Annotated in this window: 22 protein-coding genes; 5 read left to right on the top strand and 17 right to left on the bottom strand. The window is 59.6% G+C overall.

Translation table 11 applies throughout. The features are described from left to right. The 4 genes from Q1A89_RS23155 to Q1A89_RS23140 form a co-directional block, all read right to left on the bottom strand. Positions 1–142, bottom strand: a 142-nt coding sequence (locus Q1A89_RS23155; protein WP_299734080.1) for a sugar phosphate nucleotidyltransferase, incomplete at its 3' end; no start/stop codon positions are given. A 21-nt stretch (positions 143–163) separates the two neighbouring features. After that, positions 164–1,528 (bottom strand): polysaccharide biosynthesis/export family protein, encoded by a 1,365-nt coding sequence (locus tag Q1A89_RS23150; RefSeq protein ID WP_299734078.1) that lies wholly within the window; start codon positions 1,526–1,528, stop codon positions 164–166. 12 nt (positions 1,529–1,540) lie between these two features. Further along, positions 1,541–2,191 carry a YjbF family lipoprotein gene (locus Q1A89_RS23145; protein WP_299734076.1) on the bottom strand — a complete coding sequence of 217 codons (651 nt, stop codon included), beginning with the start codon at positions 2,189–2,191 and terminating at the stop codon, positions 1,541–1,543. Further along, a complete protein-coding gene (locus tag Q1A89_RS23140) occupies positions 2,188–4,308 on the bottom strand; it encodes a YjbH domain-containing protein (protein ID WP_299734074.1) in 2,121 nt (706 codons plus the stop codon). Before Q1A89_RS23140 ends, Q1A89_RS23145 begins: the two co-directional genes overlap by 4 nt. Positions 4,309–4,441: 133 nt before the next feature. Between Q1A89_RS23140 and Q1A89_RS23135 the strand changes: the two genes are divergently transcribed. Beyond that, positions 4,442–5,167: a metallophosphoesterase gene (locus Q1A89_RS23135; protein ID WP_299734072.1), complete on the top strand. Its 726-nt coding sequence runs from the start codon at positions 4,442–4,444 to the stop codon at positions 5,165–5,167. A 6-nt stretch (positions 5,168–5,173) separates the two neighbouring features. Here Q1A89_RS23135 and Q1A89_RS23130 read toward each other — a convergent pair whose 3' ends face one another. From Q1A89_RS23130 to Q1A89_RS23105, 6 genes are all read right to left on the bottom strand, one after another. Further along, positions 5,174–5,563 (bottom strand): type II toxin-antitoxin system VapC family toxin, encoded by a 390-nt coding sequence (locus tag Q1A89_RS23130; RefSeq protein ID WP_299734070.1) that lies wholly within the window; start codon positions 5,561–5,563, stop codon positions 5,174–5,176. Beyond that, entirely contained in the window at positions 5,560–5,787 is a 228-nt protein-coding gene (locus tag Q1A89_RS23125; RefSeq protein WP_299734068.1) for a type II toxin-antitoxin system prevent-host-death family antitoxin, read from the bottom strand. The genes Q1A89_RS23130 and Q1A89_RS23125 overlap by 4 nt, the downstream gene beginning before the upstream one ends. 116 nt (positions 5,788–5,903) lie before the next feature. Continuing rightward, positions 5,904–6,839: a ParB N-terminal domain-containing protein gene (locus tag Q1A89_RS23120; protein ID WP_299734066.1), complete on the bottom strand. Its 936-nt coding sequence runs from the start codon at positions 6,837–6,839 to the stop codon at positions 5,904–5,906. Then, positions 6,839–8,134 (bottom strand): AAA family ATPase, encoded by a 1,296-nt coding sequence (locus Q1A89_RS23115; protein WP_299734064.1) that lies wholly within the window; start codon positions 8,132–8,134, stop codon positions 6,839–6,841. The genes Q1A89_RS23120 and Q1A89_RS23115 overlap by 1 nt, the downstream gene beginning before the upstream one ends. Positions 8,135–8,171: 37 nt before the next feature. Further along, entirely contained in the window at positions 8,172–9,131 is a 960-nt protein-coding gene (locus Q1A89_RS23110; RefSeq protein WP_299734062.1) for a helix-turn-helix domain-containing protein, read from the bottom strand. Between the two features lie 650 nt (positions 9,132–9,781). Beyond that, complete coding sequence (locus tag Q1A89_RS23105; RefSeq protein ID WP_299734061.1) at positions 9,782–10,060, bottom strand: hypothetical protein; 279 nt, start codon at positions 10,058–10,060, stop codon at positions 9,782–9,784. A gap of 245 nt (positions 10,061–10,305) precedes the next feature. Here Q1A89_RS23105 and Q1A89_RS23100 point away from each other — a divergent pair, with 245 nt between their 5' ends. The 3 genes from Q1A89_RS23100 to Q1A89_RS23090 all read left to right on the top strand — a co-directional run bounded on the left by Q1A89_RS23100 (position 10,306) and on the right by Q1A89_RS23090 (position 14,366). Further along, positions 10,306–12,414, top strand: a complete 2,109-nt coding sequence (locus Q1A89_RS23100; protein WP_299734059.1) for a polysaccharide biosynthesis tyrosine autokinase — start codon at positions 10,306–10,308, stop codon at positions 12,412–12,414. Between the two features lie 114 nt (positions 12,415–12,528). After that, the gene (locus Q1A89_RS23095) at positions 12,529–13,521 is read left to right on the top strand and encodes a glycosyltransferase family 2 protein (RefSeq protein ID WP_299734057.1); all 993 of its coding nucleotides are present in this window, start codon (positions 12,529–12,531) and stop codon (positions 13,519–13,521) included. Then, positions 13,518–14,366 (top strand): sulfotransferase, encoded by an 849-nt coding sequence (locus Q1A89_RS23090; protein ID WP_299734055.1) that lies wholly within the window; start codon positions 13,518–13,520, stop codon positions 14,364–14,366. The genes Q1A89_RS23095 and Q1A89_RS23090 overlap by 4 nt, the downstream gene beginning before the upstream one ends. Before the next feature lies 1 nt (position 14,367). Here Q1A89_RS23090 and Q1A89_RS23085 read toward each other — a convergent pair whose 3' ends face one another. The 6 genes from Q1A89_RS23085 to Q1A89_RS23060 all read right to left on the bottom strand — a co-directional run bounded on the left by Q1A89_RS23085 (position 14,368) and on the right by Q1A89_RS23060 (position 20,950). Further along, positions 14,368–15,261 carry a sulfotransferase gene (locus tag Q1A89_RS23085; protein ID WP_299734053.1) on the bottom strand — a complete coding sequence of 298 codons (894 nt, stop codon included), beginning with the start codon at positions 15,259–15,261 and terminating at the stop codon, positions 14,368–14,370. Positions 15,262–15,328: 67 nt separating this feature from the next. Beyond that, entirely contained in the window at positions 15,329–15,994 is a 666-nt protein-coding gene (locus Q1A89_RS23080) for a class I SAM-dependent methyltransferase (protein ID WP_299734051.1), read from the bottom strand. Between the two features lie 196 nt (positions 15,995–16,190). Beyond that, positions 16,191–17,543 (bottom strand): O-antigen ligase family protein, encoded by a 1,353-nt coding sequence (locus Q1A89_RS23075; RefSeq protein ID WP_299734049.1) that lies wholly within the window; start codon positions 17,541–17,543, stop codon positions 16,191–16,193. A gap of 133 nt (positions 17,544–17,676) precedes the next feature. Next, on the bottom strand, positions 17,677–18,999 hold the full coding sequence (locus Q1A89_RS23070; RefSeq protein ID WP_299734047.1) for a lipopolysaccharide biosynthesis protein: 1,323 nt from the start codon (positions 18,997–18,999) through the stop codon (positions 17,677–17,679). A gap of 12 nt (positions 19,000–19,011) precedes the next feature. Further along, the gene (locus tag Q1A89_RS23065; protein ID WP_299734045.1) at positions 19,012–20,163 is read right to left on the bottom strand and encodes a glycosyltransferase; all 1,152 of its coding nucleotides are present in this window, start codon (positions 20,161–20,163) and stop codon (positions 19,012–19,014) included. 148 nt (positions 20,164–20,311) lie between these two features. Further along, positions 20,312–20,950 carry a sugar transferase gene (locus tag Q1A89_RS23060; RefSeq protein ID WP_299734043.1) on the bottom strand — a complete coding sequence of 213 codons (639 nt, stop codon included), beginning with the start codon at positions 20,948–20,950 and terminating at the stop codon, positions 20,312–20,314. Between the two features lie 68 nt (positions 20,951–21,018). Between Q1A89_RS23060 and Q1A89_RS23055 the strand changes: the two genes are divergently transcribed. Continuing rightward, on the top strand, positions 21,019–21,330 hold the full coding sequence (locus Q1A89_RS23055; protein WP_299734041.1) for a hypothetical protein: 312 nt from the start codon (positions 21,019–21,021) through the stop codon (positions 21,328–21,330). A gap of 51 nt (positions 21,331–21,381) precedes the next feature. On the opposite strand, the gene Q1A89_RS23050 is transcribed toward Q1A89_RS23055, so the two are convergent. Next, a partial coding sequence (locus Q1A89_RS23050; protein WP_299734039.1) for a mannose-1-phosphate guanylyltransferase/mannose-6-phosphate isomerase occupies positions 21,382–22,741 on the bottom strand: 1,360 nt, incomplete at its 5' end.

The following is a 22,741-nucleotide window of genomic DNA, read 5'->3' as shown; positions in this document are numbered from 1 at the left end:
AGCCCGCCAGACGGCTGGCCGAGGCCTGAAACAGGGTTTCATCCCCGATCAGAGACACAAATTGCTTGGGATAGCTCTTGCGCGACAAAGGCCACAGGCGAGAGCCCGAACCGCCACAAAGCAGGACCGGAGTAATGGACATTTTCAAAGATGCCTTTCGTTCTTAATTGTTCGTCGCGATCCGCGCCGTGTTCAACAGCGACGGCAAAACCTGCGATATCGCGCGGTTCCACTTAGTAATTGGCTGTTGTGCAATAAATACGACATCATCGGGGCGCAATTCGAATTTCGTCATTAACGCATAGTTGGCCGCGTTGCGGGCATCCAGATGCCATGCGGTGACGGCCCCGAACTCGCGCGGGTCCTGGCTGGCCCGCAGCACATAGATTTGCGAGATATCACCCGTTTCGTTGGTGATCCCGCGCGCATCATTGAACAGCGCATCCGCCAGATTGGCCCGCCGTTCAAAGGGCAAGGCATAGCGCGACTGCAATCCGACCTCACCGGTCAAATACACATAATCACGATTATCTGCGCCAAGTTCGCGGCGCAGCTGGTAGTTGGTGCGCGCCTCGGTCAGCTCGCCGCGACGAATGCTCACTTCGGCCTGCAACTCGTTCAGGGCCGAGGTCCGCGCCTGCTGACGCGCACCGACAAGGGCGATCTGTTGCTCAAAATAGGTCTGCGCCTGATCCAGCTCGTATTCGGTATCCACGAACACCGCATCGCCATCGACCAGCCGCGTGCGCAGCAGGTCCGCGCGTTCATAAAGCGTAGTCAGCGGAATCTGGTAGAGCGTCCCGTCGCGATAGATCCGCACCGAGGCGAAATCCTGATCCGGCACCGTGACAGACCCTGCTGCCGCCAGCGCATCCCCAAGGTAGAGCGGCGTGAGGCCAATGGGCACAACAGCCGGGTTGCCCACGGCCCCGCCAATCGAGACCTTGCGCGAGTTGAACTCGGCGATCTCAAGGCTGAAGGTAGGGTCAAACTGGTTCTCTACAAGACGCTGAAACAGCACGTCTTCGGCACTTTCGATGGTCAGGCCCGCGATACGCACACGCCCCACATTGGGAATGTTGACCGACCCGTCATCCTGCACGGTATAGCCCTGGCGCGCGTTCTGCGCGGCCAGCAGGCCCGAAAGCTCCTCGACTGTCGATCCGGTGCTGGGCGTGGAGAGCAACACAACATCGCCCACCCCGATCTCGTAGGCCATCGGCGGCACGGCTGGCGGCACCCGCAATGCCAGTTGCCCGGGACGCGGTTCAAGATCAAAGGTCGGTTCGGGCAAGGCCCCTGCCCCGCGCCCGGTCGATCCGCCCCCGGCTGTCAGCGAAAAGACCGCTGGCAATGTCTTGGGCTGATAGGCCGCGCGGTTGGCCTGCACCACCGTTTCGGCGCTGACCGGTACGACGCGCACATTGGTGCCATCCGCAGGGCCGGTTTGGACGTCAGCGGATCGATAGACCACTCCGCAATTTGTCACGGCCAGCAAAGCCCCTGTCAGCATCAGATATTTCAGCATCTCACGTCTCCTTCATCTCGGTACGATGCGGGTCGAAATCGCACCGATGACAGGGCCAGACCATTGTCGCGACAGGATGATGTCACGGCTGGATGGAGCGACCCAATACAAGTTTACAAATTCCTGGTCCAGACTGCGGCAGCTTTCGCGCATCAACCGTGTGGCGGTCGGCGTGCCAAACAAATCAATCTCGCGCGGGCCACGGTCGACGATCACGCAGCGATAAGTACGGCTGACAGCACGGTCATTGCCGTCCAGATAGGTGTGGAACCGGTCCGAGGTGCCGGGCGACAACCCGCGCACCCGCGCCAGCGGTTCGGACAGATCCGAAGCCAGCAGCCCCTCGCCGATGCCCCGCGTGCTGTGCAACATCCCGTCCTGCATGATGATCTGGGTGCCGTCCGCGCTCAGCCAATAGTCAAACGCACCCACGCTGCGTTCCAGCAGGATGTCAGCGGACAGATCCTTTTCGACAAAGGCCACCTGCAGGCGCGGCGCGCCCTGTTCGACCAGCACGGCAAAGCGGGGCACAAACTGAACTTCGCCCGTGCGTGCAGCGATCGCATTGATCGACTGGCCCAGCCCGCTTTCCTCGTCCACGGCCGTGCCACAGGCGGCAAGCAGCGCCAGGATCATCACGGCAAATGTCGCGCCACGTGTCATCGGAAAATACGCCCCCACCCGTTGCTGAGGTTTTGCGCGCGGTAATCCCGCGTCACACCGTACAGGCGGTTGGCCACGTTCAGACGCGCACCGCCATCCCGCAACACCGGCTGGATCGTTTCGGAATAGACCGCCCGCGACGGAATGCCGGTCAGCCATGACACAGGCACGGTGAACCGGATACCCTTGTCAAAGGAGCCTTCGCCGAAATCATCAAAGGACACGTCCGTCAGGGTGAAATAGCCACCCACCTTGAACCCGTTGTTGAATTCACGATCCAGCGAGAACGTCGCCCCCCAGTCACCGGCCAGATAACGCCCCGCATCGATCTGCGTGATATAGCCCTTGCCCAGATCGTAATAGGCCGAGGCATGTCCGGTGATCACGTCATAGTCCTGCAAGCCAAACAACATGTCGAAATCGCGCTGCTTGGCATAGTTGATCTCAAGCCCCATCGCGAGGCGGCTGTCGATGGGATACCACAGCAACTCGCCCGACACGCCCGCAAACATGTTTTCCAGATAGCCCCCCGTCACGCGGGCAAACAGATCTTCGCCCGGGCGCCACATGTATTCTGCGGTGAGGCGGTTGATCTCGAAATCCGACTGCTGGGCATAAAGCAGCGAATCCGAGCGCACCCGCTGGATGACCGAATTGGACTGGCGCGTGGCATCGTCGATGTTGCCGGTCAGCGGCTGGCGAAACAGCCCGTCAAAGCTCAGGCCCGGGAGCGGCGCATAGGTCACGCTCAGCTGTGCGCCCAGCTCGTAACGCAAAGGCTCGTTCGGGTCGAAGAACGAAAAGGCGGTGTAGGGGCCAAGGCCATAAGAGAATTTCGGATAGATACCCGGCACCTCGCCCTCGCGGCTTTGCGGCGGGGCGTCATCGATGCGGGCGCGGGCCAGCGACAGCCAGGCGCCGTCATAATTCGTGTCCAGCTCTTCGAGGTCTGCGCGTTGCAGAGTCACCGCACTGTTGGCCACGCCGCGCGCCTGCGGGATGATCACAAAGGTGTCGATGTTGCTGGGCAGCGTGTTGGCCATGGCCCGCGCGGTGCGCCCGATGGCCTGCGCCTCGATGTCCCAACGGTTGTTCTGGATGCGCACGGTGGCGCGCCCGCCGTCAACATTCAGCCCCTCAAGGTCGATCCCTTCGGCGGTCAGCCGGTCGCCAAGCACCTTGCGCGCCGCCGTCAGGGCCTGCCGGTCGCTCAGCTCCATATCCGCGAAACTCGCCACGTCGCGGCCAAGAATGGGTTCGGGTGCCTTGTCGAACCCACCGGGTGAGCGACGCTTGGCCGGATCAAAGACAAAGCTGTATTGAAACCCAATTTCGCGCCCGCCCACCAGAAAGGCACGGATGCTGGACCCGCTGGGATAGGTGTAATTGAGGCCGATGTTGATGGGTGACGAAATCTCGACCACATCGCTTGCCGCCTCGAGATTGTAGGCATCCGACGAGTATTCCAGCTGAAAGCTCAGCCGATCTGTCGCCTGATACTCGATCCCGCCAAACAGGGCCGCCTCGCCCCGAAACCACTGGCCAATGTCGATGTTCCCGGTGTTGGGCCCCCCGCCCGATCCGGTCGGACGTGTCTCAAACTGATCCGAAATGATGCCCAGCGGATTTGTAAACCCACCGCGCTGCGCAAGCCGGCCCCACCCCAGACCAGCGGTCACGCGGAACCGGTCATCGGCAAAACCCTTGGTGGCGACCACGTATTCGCCACTCAGAACCCCGGTCCCGCCAAAGTCGCGCAAGCCCACGGCAAAGCCCGGGCGGCGATCCGTCTCGAACCCAAGCTGGTAGTGCAGATCGAAACTGCGGTCGAACAGGTTGACCGAACTTACATTCACCGCCTGTCCGAAAAAGTCGCGGTTGATGCTGTAGCGAAAGGTGCCGTAAATGCGCGGCGTCAGCTGAAAGGCCAGCGTGTTGCGGACAATCCCGCCAAATCGGTTGGTGGTCAGCGCCAGGTTTCCGTCCGGCAGTACCTGGGCCGTCGGCATATCCACCAATCCCGGCGTGCCATACAGCGATAGCGTTTGGGCAGACCCGGATCCCGCCGAAACAAGAGACAGGCCCAAGGACAACACTGCCAAACACCGCAGCTTCATAGGTCGCCTTTCCCCATTCCCAGTCACCCCATCTCCAGGGCAGGCTCAAGCCTTCACATTTGGCCCGATTATCCCTAAAGACGTCAAAACGTATTGCACCCAACGTGCAACCTCATTTACCCGAGAAAGACACATGATAAAATGGCTGCTTCGGCGATTTGTTGCTGGTCCGGACTTTCCGGCAACAGCCCCCGAAAGCCCATTCATTGCATTGGGCGACATACACGGCCGTGTGGACCTGTTGGAACAGTTTCTCGACCTCGATCCGGCCTATCCCGTGATCTGCGTCGGCGACTATGTGGACCGTGGCGAAGACAGCGCAGCAGTGCTGCGATTGCTGGCCGAACGGGACGACATCATTTGCCTCTCCGGCAACCACGAAGAGATGATGCGCCGCTTTCTCAAAACGCCAACCGAAGCCGGGTCGCGCTGGCTGCGTTATGGCGGGCTGCAGACATTGGCGAGCTTTGGTGTCTCGGGTGTCACCGGCACCAGCGGCCCCGAGGCGCTTGAGGAGGCACGCGACCAGCTGCAAGAGGCGATGGGCCCTGACCTTGTCGCGTGGCTATCCGATCTGCCGACGCGCTGGCAGTCGGGCAATGTGGCCGTCGTTCATGCCGGGGCCGACCCCGCGCGCAGCATCGACGATCAGGACGTACAGACCCTGCATTGGGGGCATCGCGACTTTGCCCGCACCCAGCGCAGCGATGGGGTCTGGGTGGTGCATGGTCACACAATCGTGGATGCCCCCAGCGCTGCAAACGGGCGCATCGCCATCGACACCGGCGCCTATGCGACCGGTAACCTGACGGCTGTGCTGGTCGAGGCCGACAAGACCACGTTCGAGACGATCAGCTGACTGCGCCTACCAGATCACCCGCAGATCGGGTTGGCCGGCAAACACCTCATCCCGCGATATCAGCGTCATGCCCGACACCATCGCCGTGGCGGCAATCAGACGGTCAAACGGGTCGCGATGTGGCCACTCCCACAGGCTCGCACGCAGGGCGATCTCGGGGGTGAAGGGGGCATTCAGACCCCCCTGCCCTTCAAGGATTTTTGGCAACTCCTGCACCAGCCCCGCCATCTCGGGCCACTTGCCAATGCGCACCTTCTGACCAATTTCGAAGAACGAGATCGGGCTGACATGGACCGCATCCGCGCCCGCAATCTCATCGCGGGCGGCAGGTGACAGCAAATGGTCTGCGGAAAACGACCAGACCCAGGCATGGGTGTCGAGCAAAACGGCGCTCACCGCCCCTCCCATTCGTCGGCCTCGGCCTCGGACATCGGTTCAAGGAAATCCGGCGGCGTGCCGAAATGTCCGCGATGCGTACCAAGCGCAAAGCCCGACTGACGGATCGGCACCAGCCGCACGACGGGGCGCGTACCTTTGGCAATCACGACCTCCTCACCCGACAACGCCGCTTCGATCAACTTGCTCAACTGGGTTTTGGCCGCATGGACACTGAATTGCATCGCACCTCTCCTTACCTAGCTAACTTAGTCCACATGAGTGACATTTGCAAGGTTGGCGCAGATCAGCGGCCACAAACTGTCAAGATGCGCATGATTAGAGCCTGTTTTGGCCGCGGTCACGGCTTCTTGCGCTGATACTTCATGATCAACTTGGCCATCTCGATCAGCATATCGTCCAGGTCCTCTTCAGCCACACGCGCTTTGCTGATCGACACGTCAAACCCCCCCTGCACCGGCACTGTGGACATCGGAATGCCGCGTACGTCATAGCGCTGGCGGATCGGCTTGTCATAGTCGGGGGTCTTGATCGGTTCATGCCGTTTGATCTTGGGCAGGATCGCGCGATAGGCGCGCTTGGGCGTTGCCTCAATATCGACCTGGCGCATGATCTCGTCACGGTGGGTCAGACACCCCTGCCCCAGCGACACGTCCGCCTGGCTGACGCCGATGCGCTCGGCGATTTCGGTCTGGGTCAGATCGGACATGCTTTCGGCCAGCAACCCGATCGAGATCAACTCTTCGAACCCGTTGAGATCGCGGCGCATGGTGTTCTCGTGAAACCGCTCCTCGAGGTCGGCCAGCGCCTGATTGCCCGCCTTGGTCGACACCACCGCAAGCACCTTGCGGCCCAGTTTGCGGCACGCCTCAAGACGGCGACGGCCCGACTGTATGACAAATTTCGCGTCCGTCTCCAGCGGCGCTTCCTCATTCGGGCTCCACTCCTCCGAGGCCGGGCGCACCCGGATCGGCTGTGTCTGCCCACGGCGCGCGATATTGGCGACAAGACGGTCGAAATCCTCGTCCTCGACCCAGTTGGTGAACCGGTCACTACCCAGATCATCAACGATCTGGTCAGGATCGAGCTCCAGCGCCAGCGTGCCCGCCATCAACGCATCAATCATCGACCCATGGGTCGAATCGATGCGCTGTTTCAGCATGTTCATTGCCGAACCCGCCCACATGCCGCCCATCGCACCCTTGCGGGGGGCCTCCTCGACGGCGGGCAATTCCTCTTCGGGCAAAGCCCCGCTCAATTTGCGTTTTCGCGCCATCAGTCCCAACGCTCCTTCATAAAGGTATCGGCAAACCCGCGCGACGGCAGGTCCGGCCAGATCCGCTGCACCAGCGCGTCATTGACCGCGTTGGCATTGTCCATGAACGCCCGCGCCGACACACGCCGGGTCTTGGGCGGCAGGTACTCATAGATACTCTTGTACTCTTCGGCTGCATTCGCAATCGCGTCCGAGCGCGAATACCAGACCTGCATCACCTCGCGTGGCGCCTTGCGATACAGGTCGACAATTTGGTCCACATCGCGGTCGTTCTGTTCCTGCACGATGGTGGGCAGCACCATGTGGGCCCCTGCCCCGATCTCCAGATCGGCCTCGAACCCCATGATGAATTCCAGATACTCGCCGATATTCGCCACATAAGTCGCAAGCGTCGCCAGATCAAAGCCCTTCATCGTCTGCGGAATCACCACATTGTCCGCGGCAATCAATCCGTTGAGTTGCATCAGCGTCAGTGACGGTTGCTGGTCAATCACGATAACATCCAGCGTCTCGTTCAGCGCATGGGCGTATTTGCCAGTGTCAAAGGCGCCATCCGCACCCCTCAGATCCTCGGGCCGCGTGGTTGGCGCGTTGCCCTTGTCCCACGTGGCAATTGCATCCTTAAGCACGCGATAGACCGGCACTTGCGCCGATTGGGACAGGAAAAACAGGCTGATATCGCCGTTCTGAATGTTGGCGCCACCGGGGATCAGCCGCACACCCGGCCAGGGCGTCGCGTGCCAGATATCGTTCAGCTCTTGGGCGTTGCGCTGCGTCACATCCTGTGCCCCCGGATCGTCCACGCCCATAAAGTCGGCCAGAGTTGCGGTGTCCGGATCAAATAGCGGCAGGCTTTCATCTGCAAAATACAGGCTCACCGTAGCCTGTGGATCAGCGTCGACGATGCCCACGCGCAGCCCGTAAAACAGGTTAATGTATTGCGCGAAGTGCGCGGCACTCAGCGACTTCCCGGTCCCGCCTTTCTGCGCGCCAAAGGTCACAACCTTGACCGGATCGCCAGGCTTGCGCCAATGCAGATGCTCGCGCCGCGCGCCGGGGTTTGACCCGATCAGCGCCCGGATCAGCATGATCTCAGAAGGCGAAAACGTGCGCTCGCGACCTGTGCGCTCACCTTCTGGAAATTGCGGATCATCCCCAGACAGCCGCGTCAGATAGGTGGTGTCCACGGCCAGCAGCTGCGCCACTTCTGTCATGGAAAAGCGGCGCGCCACGCGGGTGCGCAAGGTCAGATCACGCTGCAATTTGGTGTTCACCGCGCCCATGACGCGGGTCATGTTTCGTATGAATTGCTCGAACTGACCGTACGCCATGTTAATTATATCCACGGATATATGTGGGTGCCTCGGGCGGGGCAGGGACCCCGGAGCGCAATGGCAACTTCTCGCAAGGCGTGGCGGCGCGCAAGGTCTTTTGCGCCAGTGCCCATCGCCGCAGATAACCTTCAAGCAGCTTGATCTGGGCGTTTTGCGGCACGATTTGCGCTGATTTCAACATTTGGTCGAGCTGTTTCGGACCAGGAACCTTGCGCCAATGAGATTGCCACCCGGTTTTGATCGAACTGCATAGCGCCGCCACCTCGTCCTTCGACAAGTTTTTCCCGGCCAGATGCTTGGCAGCCAGTGTCTGCGCTGCCTGATCCTTTTCAACCCGCAAATCGGCAAAGACGTTTTCGAGCTGCCGGTCTATATCCGCGGACATAACCGACTTGCTCACTGCCTTCCGAGAAATCGCGACTTGCGTCGCAGCGACGAGATCCGGCCTCGGTTCATGCTTGAGGGCAGGGTAGGGCGCCCCCTTGGTGCAAGCGGCCCAGTCAGAGACTAATTCCGAATAAACGGACCGCTCCACAGGATCATGATTTATTTGTATATGATTTTTTGAGTCCATATGGCGTTCACCCTGCCGAACGCTGCGTTCATCCTTCTGGTCGATATCGGCCGTCACTTTCCCCGACAAAGAAGCCCGCCAGGCCTTCCAGAAAGTCACGCAATAGCGCAGGCGATAGTTGTACCCGTTTGCGGTCGTCTGAGTTTCGGTCGAGATCAATTCGGCATCTCTGAGCGCGGTAATGTAGCCCGAGATTGCAGCCTTGGAGCGGCCCAGACGTTCACCCAATTGACCGAGTGAGGGCCAACAAAACCCGTCCAGATTGGCCATGCGACACAGCTCTACCAGCAGCCGAAATGCGCCCGGACTGAGGTCCAGTTCCAGCACTTCGACCGGCAGGGCAACAAAGCCTTTGCGGCGGTCAAATCTAAGTGTTTGAGACATATTTTCCTCGTTCCCGCGCAGCAAAAGCTTGCGGGTTCTGCACGACGAGGCTATTCTGGGATTGCGAAAAGAATGAGCCTCTTTGGTTTCATTTCACAGGGTTGGACGGTTGCCGCCGTCTGGCCCTGTTTCGTTTTGGAGCGCCTGTGTGATGTCGCCTGTCTTTAGTGCCTCCCAGCGGTTGCGGCTGTGGCAATGCGGGTTGTCCAGACACATCTTGAATGGGTCCCCGAAGCGGAGTTATTGTCGTGCATCGCCAGCCTCTTTCGCGGTCTAGTGCCGCTTACTCTTGGTATTGAGTGCTATATAGCCCGAAATAGCAGGACTAAGGCAAGGAAATCTTTTGGTTGAGCGGGTACTACGACTGTGATGCAGTAACTGTCTGTTATGCAAGGATAAACGTCGTGGTGTGGGGCAGGGGGCGATGCAATGAAAATGGCCGCGCTGGGACCTACGGCATGACGAGTCGGGATTTGGCGCGAATCTGTCTGGCTGAAGCTGGCATGGAAGATGTGTCGAAACAGCTCAATTGGCGACTGGGGGAGCTGCGCCGTAACAAGCCCAATACCCATTAACCAACGCAAAAAGCCCCCGCCATTCGACAGGGGCTTTTCATAATTTCGGTTCGGCCTGTGAGCCGGAACCCGCGATCAAGGCGACGTTGTGGATGTCGTGCTGGTCGTGGACGTCGTTGAGCCGGAGCCGCCAGCTGCGCCAAGCAAGGCAGCTGCACCCAGACCTGCGGCCAGAAGGCCGAAGTTGGGGTTGCCGGCGCCGCCAGCAGTATTTTCTGTGTTGGGCAGGTTCTGACATTCTGCCGCTTCCGCGTTTGCGGCCAACGTGCAGTCAAGACCTTGCGCCGTTGCCATCTGTACGGAACCCATCATAAGGCCGGTAACAGCAAGGCCGGTGTAGAACGATTTGAGCATCTCAGAAGCCCTCCAAGTAAACATAGTTTGTCGTATCATAGCTTTTCCCGTACATACAGCGCAAACCAATGGACAATCAATGCATCTATCCGCCTATGGCGTAAAACCGCATATTTTTTGGTCGCAGTCCCCCGCGTAGCGCTATAGTAGGCCCGCAGGGGCAACGTAAAAACCCGATGGCAGGGGCTTAGACAGTTAAAATCATGCAAGTTTCCAGAAATATCGCGCCTGGCGAGTCACAAGCCATGGGCCAGTCGAACGCCACCTCTGACAGTGATGTGATCAATCTTGGCGCCCTTTTGGGCACGATTTGGCGTGGGAAATGGCTGATTGCGCTGACCACGGCGATCGCGATCGCGGCTGGCATCTATTATGCTTATGTTTTGGCCACGCCCAAGTTTCGCGCCACCGCGGTGGTGATTCTGAAGACCAATCAGGAGCAGATTGTCGATCTGCAAAGCGTGGTTGGCGGGCTCTCTGGTGACTCGTCCGAAGTGAACTCCGAAGTTGAGGTGTTGCGTGCGCGCAGCCTGATGGGCAAAGTGGTCGACAAACTGGATCTGACGACCGATGCCGAATTTAACATCGGCATGCAGGAGCCCAAGTTCATCGATGTGGCCATTGATGAGATTAAGGGTGTGCTGGGGCTGAACAACCCACCCGTGGTCCTGTCGCCCGAAGATGCGGCCAAACGGCGGCGTGATGCGGTCATCAGCAACCTGCTCAACGCCGTCACCGTGCGCAACGTACCGCTGAGCCTTGTGTTTCAAGTGACGGTCGAGACGGAGAATGCGCGCAAATCGGCGCTGATCGCGGATACAATTGTCGACCTCTATGTGCTCAACCAGATCGAAGTGAAATTCGAAGCCACGCAGCAGGCGACCATCTGGCTGAGCGAACGGGTGTCCGAACTGCAATCGACCCTGGAAATGGCCGAAGCGGAAGTGTCTGCCTTCAGTGCCTCGACCGAATTGGTCTCTATTGAGGGCCTGCAAGCGCTGGAGCGCCAAATCAAGGATTTGCGGGACCGCATCGATACGGCCGAGTCCAACCGCGTCGCACTGGACGCCGACATCGCAGCGCTCGAAGGTGCGGTGACGCGTGAGGAACAGGTACAGTTGGCCGAAGATGCCCAGCTGACCCGGTTGCTGCAGCGTGCAGCAAATGACGACGCAATCGCACAGGCCTTTGACACCCGCTTGGCTCAGGTCTTGCAGCGCAAGCAGGCCGAACTGACGCGCGCGGACCAGCAGTTGCGTGCCTTGCGCGGCTCCGAAATCGAGCTGAACCGTGCCCTTGATCAGCAGGGCGAAGACCTGATCACTTTGCAACAGCTGACCCGTGAGGCCGAGGCGACGCGGGTTCTATATGAGTACTTTCTGACGCGCTTTAACGAAACCTCGGCCCAGCAGGGCATCCAGCAGGCGGACAGCAGGATCTTGTCGGACGCGGTGATCCCGCTGCGCCCGGCCGAACCGCGCAAACCGCTGGTGCTGGCGCTGGCCGCGATCATCGGCATATTCATCGGCAGCGTCGTGGTTGTCCTGCGCGAGATGCGCAATAACGGGTTCCGCACGGCGCAGGATCTGGAGGCCTTTACCGGCTATTCCGTGCTGGGCCAGATCCCCAGCATGCCGTCCTCGATGCGCAGCAAGGTGCTGAAATACCTGGCAGACAAGCCGACATCTGCCGCCGCCGAAGCGATCCGAAACCTGCGCACCTCGATCATGCTGTCCAATGTCGACAACCCGCCGCAGGTGATCATTTCGACATCTTCGGTGCCGGGCGAAGGCAAGACGACCAATTCGCTGTCACTGGCGTTCAACCTGCTTGGGCTGGGCAAAAAGGTGCTGCTGATCGAAGGTGATATCCGCCGCCGCACACTGAACGAATATTTCCCGAATGTACCGAAACACGGCATCGTGTCGGTGCTGAACGGCGACAAGACGCTGGAAGAAGCCGTGTTCAAGGGCGAAGGTTTTGGCGCCGACGTGCTGGCGGGGGAAAAGACCAACGTCAACGCCGCGGACCTCTTTGCCTCTGAAAAGTTCAAGGACCTGATCCGGCAGGTGCGCGAGGTCTATGATGTGGTCATCATCGACACGCCGCCGGTGCTGGTGGTGCCTGATGCACGGATCATCGCCGAACAGGTCGATGCCATCATCTTTACCGTCCAATGGGACAAGACCAGCAGACCCCAGGTCGAAGAGGCGCTGCGCATGTTCCACAATTCGGGACAGCGTGTCACCGGTCTGGTCCTCAGCCAGATCAGCGTGCGCGGCATGAAGCGCTATGGCTATGGCGGTCAGTACGGGGCCTACGCGGGCTATGGGTCGAAATACTATATCGACTAGGCATCCAGCATGACCTGCACACGGGTCTTTCGATCTAATTCAACCCAGAAAATAACCTGATATGATGCACTTACGAGTTGTGGCGCTGTTGCCAACATGGTTCTGGAAGGTGACATGAGCGATAAAATCACCGCCGATCTGACTGTTGTCCTGCCGACCTATGAGCGTGTCGAAAAGCTGTGCGAGCTGATTGACGATCTGGCCGAGGCGCAGGCCGCGGCGTCGTTTTCCGTCATTATCGTGAACGACAAGGGTCCCGAAGAGGCCTATGCCAAAACCCGCAGCTATGCCGAGGCGCATCTGCGCAACCTGACGATGACGCGCAACAGCGAGAATATCGGGATCGATGGCAATATCGACCGCTGTCTTGCCGCTGCCGAGACCGAATATGTGCTGGCCATCGGCGATGATGACCGTTTGAACGTGGCGCAGTTTCTGACCTTGTTAGAGACGCTTTCGACCGCGCGCCCTGATCTGATGCTGGTCGAGTACAGCTATATCTATGACGATCTGTCGATGCAGAAGGAGGGGGTGATCGATTTGCCCGCCGATCAGGACTTTGTCAGCCTCGACGCCCGCCGCCGTTTTCTGTTTGAGCGTGCGACCAAGCTGGGCTTTCTGGGCTCGGTTGTGTTTCGCACGGCCGCTTATCGCACCCATGCCGATCCAAAGTTTCTGGGCACCTGGTTCAACCATGTGGGGGCCGCGCTGAACATCCTGTTTGATGACGCCTGCACCGTGACCTGGTTTGACCGTCCCGTGGTGCTGAACCGTGCCGGCGACATCCGTGTGACCAGTTGGTCGCACCGCGTTTTTGACGTGATCAATGGTTGGTGGCGGATGATGGCGCTGTCTTGCGAAAGCCACGGCAAATGCAGTTTTGCCGAATACCGTGCGCACAAGACCGAGGTGACCTTTCAATATGACAGCCCCTTGTGGATGCTGTCGCGGCGCAGCGAAAACCTGATCAATTTCCAAAGCTTGCCGGTCCTGTTCCAGACCTTTGATCTGTCGGCCAAAACCAAGGCGATGTATTATGCGGTCTGCCTTGTGCCGATCCGGCTGTGTCTGGCGCTGAAGAAATCGGCGCGGGCGGTGGGCAAATGAGCAAACCCGGCTTTATCTTTGTTGGCGCCAGCAAGGCGGGCTCGTCCTGGCTGTACAACTACTTTGTCCGCCATCCCGGGATTTTCGTGCCGACGGCCAAGGATACCTATTTTTTCAAGACCTACTACGACAAGGGCGTCGACTGGTACGAAGAATTCTTTGCCGCCGCAGGGCCAGACCAGATCGCGGGCGAAATCTGTCACGACTATCTGCATGACCGGGAGGCCATCGACCGGATTGCCGCCGAATATCCCGATATCAAGCTGATCTGCAGCCTGCGCCAGCCCGTGGACCGGGTGATTTCCACCTACCTTTATGCCGCGCGCCATGGGTTGGTTGATCCCAACCTCAAACGCCATGTGAGCCAGAAGGCGGGGCTGTTTCTTGAGGGGCGTTATGCCGACGATCTGGAACATGTGTACGCCCGTTTTCCGCGCGAAAACGTGTTGGTTTTCCTGTACGACGATCTGCTTGACGATCCCGAGGCGCTGGCGCGGCGGATCAACGATTTCCTTGGGGCAGAGCATTTCGACTATCCTGACATTGCCAAGAAAGTTCGGGCCGCGTCCAAGGCCCGTTCGGCCCGGGTCAACAGCATCGGCAAGAAGGTGGCGCAGCGTCTGCGTGCACTTGGGCTGCACAATGTGCTGGGCAGGCTCAAGAACAGCGCGCTGGTGCAGCGTTTGCTTTATAAGGAAATTACCGTCGAAAATACGTCTTATTACAAAGACTTGCCGTCCGAGCAGATTGACCGCTATCTGGACAATATCGCCCGGCTTGAACTGCTGATCGACCGGTCACTGGAACATTGGGTGGCCGAGATCAACACGCATCGCGCGCCGTGATCTATTCGGTGTCTTGCGTGGTGAGGGCCTTGATCCGGTCCTGATCGGGCGCGAAATGCTGATCCAGCCGTGCGCAAGCCGCCGGGTAGAGATCGCGCACAGATTTCTTTTCGGGGCGCACGTTGCGCGTGGCGATCTGGAACCGAACGGATTCGGGCAGCATGTGGAACAGCGACTTGGCCAGAGTGCCGACGACCGGCAGACGCTTGATCAGGTTGGTGTTGATCACCTTCTTGTCGCCACCCTTGTGAAAGGCCTGTGTCATCTCGGGGCAGGTCCAATTGCTGTCGACGCCCAGAAACGCAAAGATCCGCTTGTATAGTGCAACACCATCCTGTTCGAGATCGGCCATAGACAGTACAAGGATGTTGGCCGCTGGAAAGCGCGCGAAATAGGGGTCCAGCATCCGGCCATATTCGCTCCAAGCGACGACATAGTGCGCTTCGTCGCTGCGCGCGTCGTAGGGCAGGGTGCGCGCATGGTCCAAAGCGCCCTCATCCAGCAGAGCCATGACCTCCGCGTCGAAATCACCCTCTTGGCCGATGCGGCGCTGGTTCATGCGAAAGTGGGAAAAGCTGCGTTCAACGGGGTCGCGCAGGATCGCGATCAGTTTGATATCGGGATTAATGGCCGCAATGTTGTCGATGGCGGTCTGGCTGGGCAGGTAGTGTGGCGTCGCCTTGCCTTTGAGCGTGCCGCGGGCTGCGTCCGAAAACAGAGTTTTGAGTTGCGTCTGGATATCGTCTGCGGACAGGTTCGGGTCATTGAACACCGGGGCTTCCTTGATCACTGGCATGGTGATGTCTGGATGCATCTTCATGACCTCGTGCAATGAGGTCGTGCCGGATTTCTGGGCGCCGATGATCAGAAAGTCGATATCGTCATGTGCCCGCATCTTGGGTGTCCTCCGGTCAAGGGATGCACTGTCGCCATTGGTGGTACTGGCCGATATCGTGCGATGCCTAGTCTTTCAACCGCGCGTGGATAAAGTGCTGCTGGGCAAAAAAGCGGCTGAAAATACCCAAGGTGAGCTTGTTCAGCGTGGCCAGTCGCAGGTTGATTTCGCGGTCCACCTTTTCGACGGTAAACCCCGCCTCTTCGACCATTTCAACGGCGGTGGCGCGGGTGAACCAGCGGATGTGGGTGAGGTCCATCACGCCCTGTTTCTTGTAATCAAAGCGCCCGAAAAACACGAGCGGCACGATAAGGCCGACAAACTGCGCATTGGGCAGGCTGACAAAGACACGGCCACCCGGTTTGACCACCCCGCGTGTACCCTTGAGCACCGCCCAGGGGTTCATCAGGTGTTCCAGCACGTCGAGGAAAATGGCCGTATCAAAGCTGTCGCCCTTGTCCTTTAGCCGGTCAAACAGGGCGTCATCCGCCTCGGCCGGTTCCATGGTCACCTTTTCGGTGCTTTCCACGGTCATGTAAGGATCCACAACCATGGCGCTGGTCGCCAGATTGTTGTCCACGAGGAATTGCGATGTCGCGCCGTTGCCGCCACCAATGTCCAGAACGCGACCCAGATCGCCACCCAATGCCTTGACCTGAGGCATGCGGATGGTTTCGAAATACTCGCCTTCTTTGACGTGATAGAGGTCGTTCGACATTATGCTGGCTTTCATTGCGCGACGTTTAAAAAGTGGCAGTCCTACATCTGGCCACCACCGGCGCTAAATGCTGCAGATTCTTACCACGTACAAGCCCTTAGAGCCTGTTATGCAGCGCTGTTGGCATGATTGCGCCCCTTGCGCGCAACAATCAGGCGGTCAGCCTGTGCGTATGGGGGCAGGGGGGCGGAACCCAGGCCAGCATTGGCATTCATGCCCTGATTTCCCTGGCTGACACGCAATAACCTATGGCGATCAACTGCATCAGCGTCAGTCCGTAGATCGGCGCCCCGAACCCGTGCTGCGTTATGCTGATCAGCATCAGGGTGACCGTGCATCCCAGCGTTATCCCGGCCCACATCTTGGCATTCGGTCGCACGTTGGGATGGCGCAGCACCCGCAGTGCGGTGCGGATGATGATCACGAACATGCCGCCGATCAGGGCGACTCCGATGAGCCCCAACTCGGTAAAGATCATGATGAACGAATTGTGGCTGGTATGGGCTGATGCGTTCAGAAAAGACGCATCGGTGACCACCGCTACGAGGGGCAGCGTGTCGTTGAATTCCCGTCCCATATCATTGTAGCGCCCAAACCCGGTGCCAAAGATGGGCGATTTGAAGCCCTCGGCCACGCCGCGCGCCCACAGCAGACCACGAATGGCGAGGTTCGCCTGCCCCTGCTTGTCCGCATAAGATGACAACGCCCAGGCCTCGCTCGATTCAAGCGGTGGGTCCGCCTGCCAGGCCCGATCAAAATTCGTCGTGATGACCGTCATCGGGTTCACCTGAAAGGTGCGCGACAACCGTTCATACTGGTCCGGATAGGCAATCGACATCCCCACCATAAAGATGGGGACCAGCAGAACGAATTTGAGAACCTGAATGATCCGGACCCCGATCATCTGCTGGATCACGATCCCCAGAATCACCGCCATCAGTGAGGCCCGCGAGCCGGTGCCCAGCAATCCGGCCATGGCGATTCCGAGAAAGATCAGCGCCCACAGGCTTTTGTGGTTCTGATAGCGGAAATAGTTGAACACCACGAGCGAGGTCATGACGGCCCCGGCGGCATGGTGCGAGGAATAGAGTGCGGCCACGCCCGAGCGCTGCGCCACGATCACCAGAAAGGCAAAGATTGTCAGCCACAGCAATGCGGTTTCCAATCGGGATTCCACATTGGCTGTGTGGTGATAGAGCGCGACGGTCAAAAAGATGAAGGGCCAGTAATAGATGAATATCCGCCCCTCACCCCCGAGCCACGCGACCGGTCCACTCACCCCAAGCGACCGGATCCCGTCGAACATGATCGCGCTGATCAGTGCGTAGAGCACAAAAAGAAGCGCCAGAAAGGCAACCCGCGGGATGATTGGCGTCACAACAACCTTGGCCACCAGCAAAAAGATACCGGCCAGAATCCCCGGCACGGCCATGGCCGGGCTGACCCCAAGCAAGAGGGCAGAGGCGAAGGTGACAACAAAAGTCGTCACCACGTAGTGACCCGGCAGCCGTTTTTCGACGGGCCCTGCCTCTTGTGCCGTGATCGGAGATGCGAGCGCCGTCATGTGATTGGTGTTCCGGTCCGTCTCATTGTCTGGCCACGTGGTGCGGCGATATTTGAAAATCGCTGTGATGCTATCACTGCGGGGGTCGAATTCCTACCCGGTGAGTTGCGGCCTTTGGCGCGCGCCTGCCTATTCAAAAGCGCCGCTTGATCCATATCAGGATGGGTCCAAAGGCGATGGTCAGATTGGTCAGGGTCGGGATGGGCAGGGCCCAGATGCCCGTCTTGCGTTTTGTCAGATAGACCGAACACCCCGCAATCAGGCTGCGGATCAGCACCGTCGCGATCGCCGCACCGAAGAGACCAAAGAGCCAGATGCCAACAAACAACAGGGGCGGGTAGACGATTAGCGTCAGAAAACTGTTGAGCCGTCCGACAATCCGTTCATTCCCCGTCATCAGCAGGGTGGACGAGGCGATGGCGCCGTTGGCCATTGCGAAATACCCCGCCAGAAACAGGAACAGCAGAGGGAGGCTTTGACTGCCGACCGCGACCTCTCCGAACAGGCCGATCCAAAGCGGCGCGCTGGTCAGAAAGATGACGGCCACGATCAGCGCCGTGCTCGACACCCACAGCACGCTTTGGATGATGTCGTGCTGCATCTTTTCGGTCTCGCCCTGGGCGTGGTGCAGACTGGCGCGCGGCAAAAAGACGGCTGTGATCGGATCGACCGCCAGAATGGCAAGCGACGCCAGCCGCGTGGTCAGCCCGTAGACCGCCGCCGCCTCGAGCCCCAGCATAATCGTGACCACAAACAGATCGAGCCGCTGCAGGATGACCCGGGACAGGATGAAGATCGCATAGCTTTTGGCCGAGGCCGTCCAGTCCGGGCGCAAGGTGTAATCCGCAGCGCCCCGGTGCCCCTGGATCAGCCGTCCGGACCGCCAAGCGTCATGCACACAACCCGCCAGCAGGGGCAGCAGCAAAGCCAGAATGATGATCGCGGTTGTCCCGCCCCAGATCGCCCCGATCAGCAGCAAAACGATACCCCCCAGCGGACGGATCACCTGATAAGAAAACTCGGCCCAGAACGTCAGGCCCATCGCCCGCATGAACTGCCGGCTGAGCGATGTGATCCCCCATGCCACGACTGCCAGAGAGGCCAATAACGCAAGCAGCGGCGTGATTCCCGGCGTCTGGTTGGACAGCAACAATATTGCGGTGTGCCCCAGCGCGATCACCGACAGGCCAACGGCAGCCAGACCAAAGACCCAGCGCTGCAGGCCCCGCACATGTGGCATCTGTTTGTCTGCGAAATACTTCGGCACAAAGCGGTGAAAACAGGTGCCCAGACCCAGCGCCCCGATGGTCCCAAACAGCAGCAGGTTGTTCTGCAGGGTCAGCAACATGCCCGCATCAGAGACTGAATAGAGGTTGGTCACGATGATGATCATGATCAGGCCAAGGCCTTCGCCCACGATCTTGAGGGCCATCACGAATGCGCTGCCTTTCAGCATGTCACCCGCGCCTCAAGGGTCGCTGCCCTGATCGGCCAACGCATCAAGCGCGGGCAGCAGCCGGTCGGGGGCATGGGCGCGCAGCAACTCGACAAAGCCGCGGCGGAAGCGGGCGGGCCCGAATTTTTCCGCCTGCGCGATGCAGGCGGCTGGGGCGTAGGGGGCCTCGCGTGCTTCGAAATCGTTGATCGCGGCCATCACCGCCTCGGGTGTCTGGGCGTCGAAAAAGGTACCGGTCTGGCCCTCGACCACGGTTTCCAGCACGCCGCCTTTGCCATAGGCCAGCACCGGGCGGCCCGTGGCCATGACTTCAAGCGGGATGATCCCGAAATCCTCGATGCCGGGAAAGACCAGTGCGCGGCAATTTCGATAGGCGGCCTTGAGTGCGTCGAACTGAACCCGGCCCAGAAAGGTGACCGTTGGCCCGGCATCAGCCATCAACTGCTGTTTCGCCGCCCCATCGCCGATCACCACAAGGGGACGATTGAGGCGAGTGCAGGCCTCGACCACCAGATCGGGGCGTTTGTAGCCAACCAGCTCGCCCGCATAGAGATAAGGCGCGTCACTTGGTGCCGGGGAAGGGGGCGTGTCGGGGCGAAAGGCTGACAGATCGACGGGCGGGTGCAATACGGCTGCCTCGCGCCGCCATGTCTTGGCCACACGGCGGGCGATAAACTCGGAATTGGCGACAAAAATGTCCACCCGCGCAGCACTCGCCGCATCCCAGATCCGCAAACCATGGGCAAACAGCGGCATCATCAGACGCGCGGCACGGCCCGCTTGCGATTTGTAGACCCAGTATTGATCCCAGAGGTAGCGCATCGGCGAATGCACATAGCACAGGTGCAGCGCGTCGGGGTCGGTGATGACCCCCTTGGCCGGGCCCGCCTCGGACGAGATCACCAGATCATAGCCGGTCAGGTCGAACCCCTCGATGGCGCGGGGCATCAGCGGCAGGTATTTCTGATAGTGCTTTCGCGCACCGGGCAGGCGGGCGATGAAGCTTTCGGTGATGGTGTGGCGGTTGATCGTATCCGACAGGTTCGACGGGTCGGCCACATGGGTGAAAATGTCAGCGTCCGGAAAGATGCGGCACAGCTCTTCGATGACCTTTTCCCCGCCGCGCATCCCCACGAGCCAGTAGTGAACAATCGCAACTTTCACGTCTTCGTACTCTTGTCTCGTGTTGCCAGCCCGCGCGCAGGGCGCGTCGGGGGTGTCCTAGCACGGGGATTGCATGGCGAACAGTTGCGAACTGACGCGTGGTCAGGTGTTCAGAGTTTGGAGATAGGGCAGGGGGGCGTCCGAGCGATCAGCGCCCGGTCGGTTGGACCACCACGCGCGCTGTGCGCAGGATCAGCTGCATGTCGACCGAAAAGCACAGCTTGCTGGCATAGGCGCGGTCCATGCGCAGACGTTCGTCATAGCAGCCGTTGGTGCGGCCATCGACCTGCCACAGGCCGGTGATGCCGGGGCGCAGGCTGAGGTAGATGCTTTTGTGCGGACCATAGCGATCCAGTTCCTGCAGTGTCACCGGGCGGGGGCCGACAAAGCTCATGTCGCCGCGCAGCACATTCCAGATCTGCGGCAGTTCATCCAGGCTGGTGCGGCGCAGGAACTTGCCCATGGACGTCACGCGGGGATCATCAGACAGCTTTTGATAGAGGGCCCATTCGCTGGCCGCTTCGGGACAGTTGTTCAGGCATTCTTCGAGACGCTTTTCGGCATCGTGCACCATGGTGCGGATTTTCCAGCAACGAAACATCCGCCCGTTCTGACCCACTCGTTGGTGACCAAAGAAACCGGGTGCACCATCGCGGCGCGTAATCGCCCACAGCAGAAGAATGATGGGGCCAATCAGCGGCAACAACAACACGGCAAGGGTGATATCAAAGGCACGTTTTGCGCGGCGCGCGTACAAGCTCGACCGTTCTGTTTCGACAGGGCGCACGACCTCTGTCGCCACAGCTGAAAAGTGTTCATGTCTCAAAACGTCCAGGCCCCCAAGCGCAGCGTTGTGTGTTCTCACCTGACCGTTCGTATTCGTACTTTCGCGGCGCAGCAATTAAAGAATTTTTAATTTTCCCTATTGGCGAGGTTATGCCGTTTTATCGCCTAAATTTTGTGCTGGCAACAACAAAACATAACGCCCCGTATGGTAGTATTTTGGGCAAAATCAAAGGTTTGAATGCGCAAAGCCGGAATGCCGTGGAATCGGAAAATGTGGCCGCAATTAAGCGCTCATGCCCAAGAAATGCGCTTGCACATGCAGCAATAGCTTGCCGATTCTGTATGCTTTGGGAGGGAATCCGCCCTGCACTGTCACAATAGTGCAGCCATGCAGGGCCGATATCAGGTCTGAAACCGGGCCGCGCGCGGCTCCTAGCCCTTAGCGCCCTGTCCGCGCGCATAGACATCTTCGTAGCGGATGATGTCGTCTTCACCGAGGTAAGAGCCTGTCTGGACCTCGATCAGGACCATCGGCACCTTGCCGGGATTTTCCATCCGGTGGACTGCGCCAAGCGGAATGTAGACGGACTGGTTCTCGCTCAGCAGCTTGACCTCTTCGCCCACGGTCACCTTTGCGGTGCCTTCCACCACGATCCAGTGTTCGGCGCGGTGATGATGGCTTTGCAAGCTGAGGGCAGCACCGGGATGCACCACGATACGCTTGACCTGGAACCGGTTGCCGATGACGAGGCTTTCAAACCAGCCCCAGGGCCGGTGATCCTTGGGGAATTGCTCGGCTTGCAGCGCACCCTGCTCTTTCAGGGTTTGCACCGCCAGTTTGACGTCCTGCCCGCGTGCGGCATCGGCTACAAGCACGGCATCGTTCATCGCCACGGCCACGATGTTCTGCAGGCCGATCCCGACCAGTGTCAGTTCGTCGTTTTCCGAACGCAGCAGCGAATTGTCGCAATCAATTGCCGTGGCATTGCCATGAGTGGCAACCCCGCGGTCGTCCTGCGCGCTTTCACGCCAGACCGCGTCCCAGCCGCCCAGATCGGACCATGCGCTGGAATAGGGGACAACAGACAGGTTTTCGGCCCGCTCCATCACGGCATAATCGATCGAGATATCTTCGGCCTGCTCCCACGGTTCGGGGGCCAGACGCAAAAAGCCGAGATCGGTCTGTGCCCCGCTGACAGCCTGTGCAACAGGGTCCATCAGACCCGGCGCGTGGGCCTTGAACGCCTCTAGGATGGCCGAGGCCTTGAACACAAAGATCCCGGCATTCCACATATGGGTGCCCGAGGCGACCAGCTTGGCGGCCGTTTCGGCGTCAGGCTTTTCGACAAAACGTTTGAGGGCGACGGGCGCGCCATTGGCGGGGCCTGCCAGTTCAAGATAGCCATAGCCGGTTTCGGGATGGGTCGGCGCAATGCCGAAGGTGACCAGTTGTCCCGCCTGCGCGACCTCAAGGGCCGTTTGCGTGGCGGCCAGAAAGCTGTTGGCATCCGGGATCAAATGGTCCGACGGGCAGACCAACATCACCGCATCGGGGTCCTGCGCATGCAGGTACAGCGCGGCGGCCAGAACCGCTGGCGCTGTGTTGCGCCCGGTTGGTTCCAGCAGGATCGCGCCGGGATCAATGCCAATTGCGGCCAGTTGTTCGGTGACGATAAAGCGGAAATCCGAGCCGGTCACGATCAGCGGTTTGTCAAAGCCCGCCAGACGGCTGGCCGAGGCCTGAAACAGGGTTTCATCCCCGATCAGAGACACAAATTGCTTGGGATAGCTC

Origin of the sequence: uncultured Tateyamaria sp. (genome assembly GCF_947503045.1) — a bacterium.
Taxonomy (GTDB): domain Bacteria; phylum Pseudomonadota; class Alphaproteobacteria; order Rhodobacterales; family Rhodobacteraceae; genus Tateyamaria.
The sequence above is the reverse complement of the archived record's forward strand: the minus strand, read 5'-3'. Positions and strand labels throughout refer to the sequence as shown.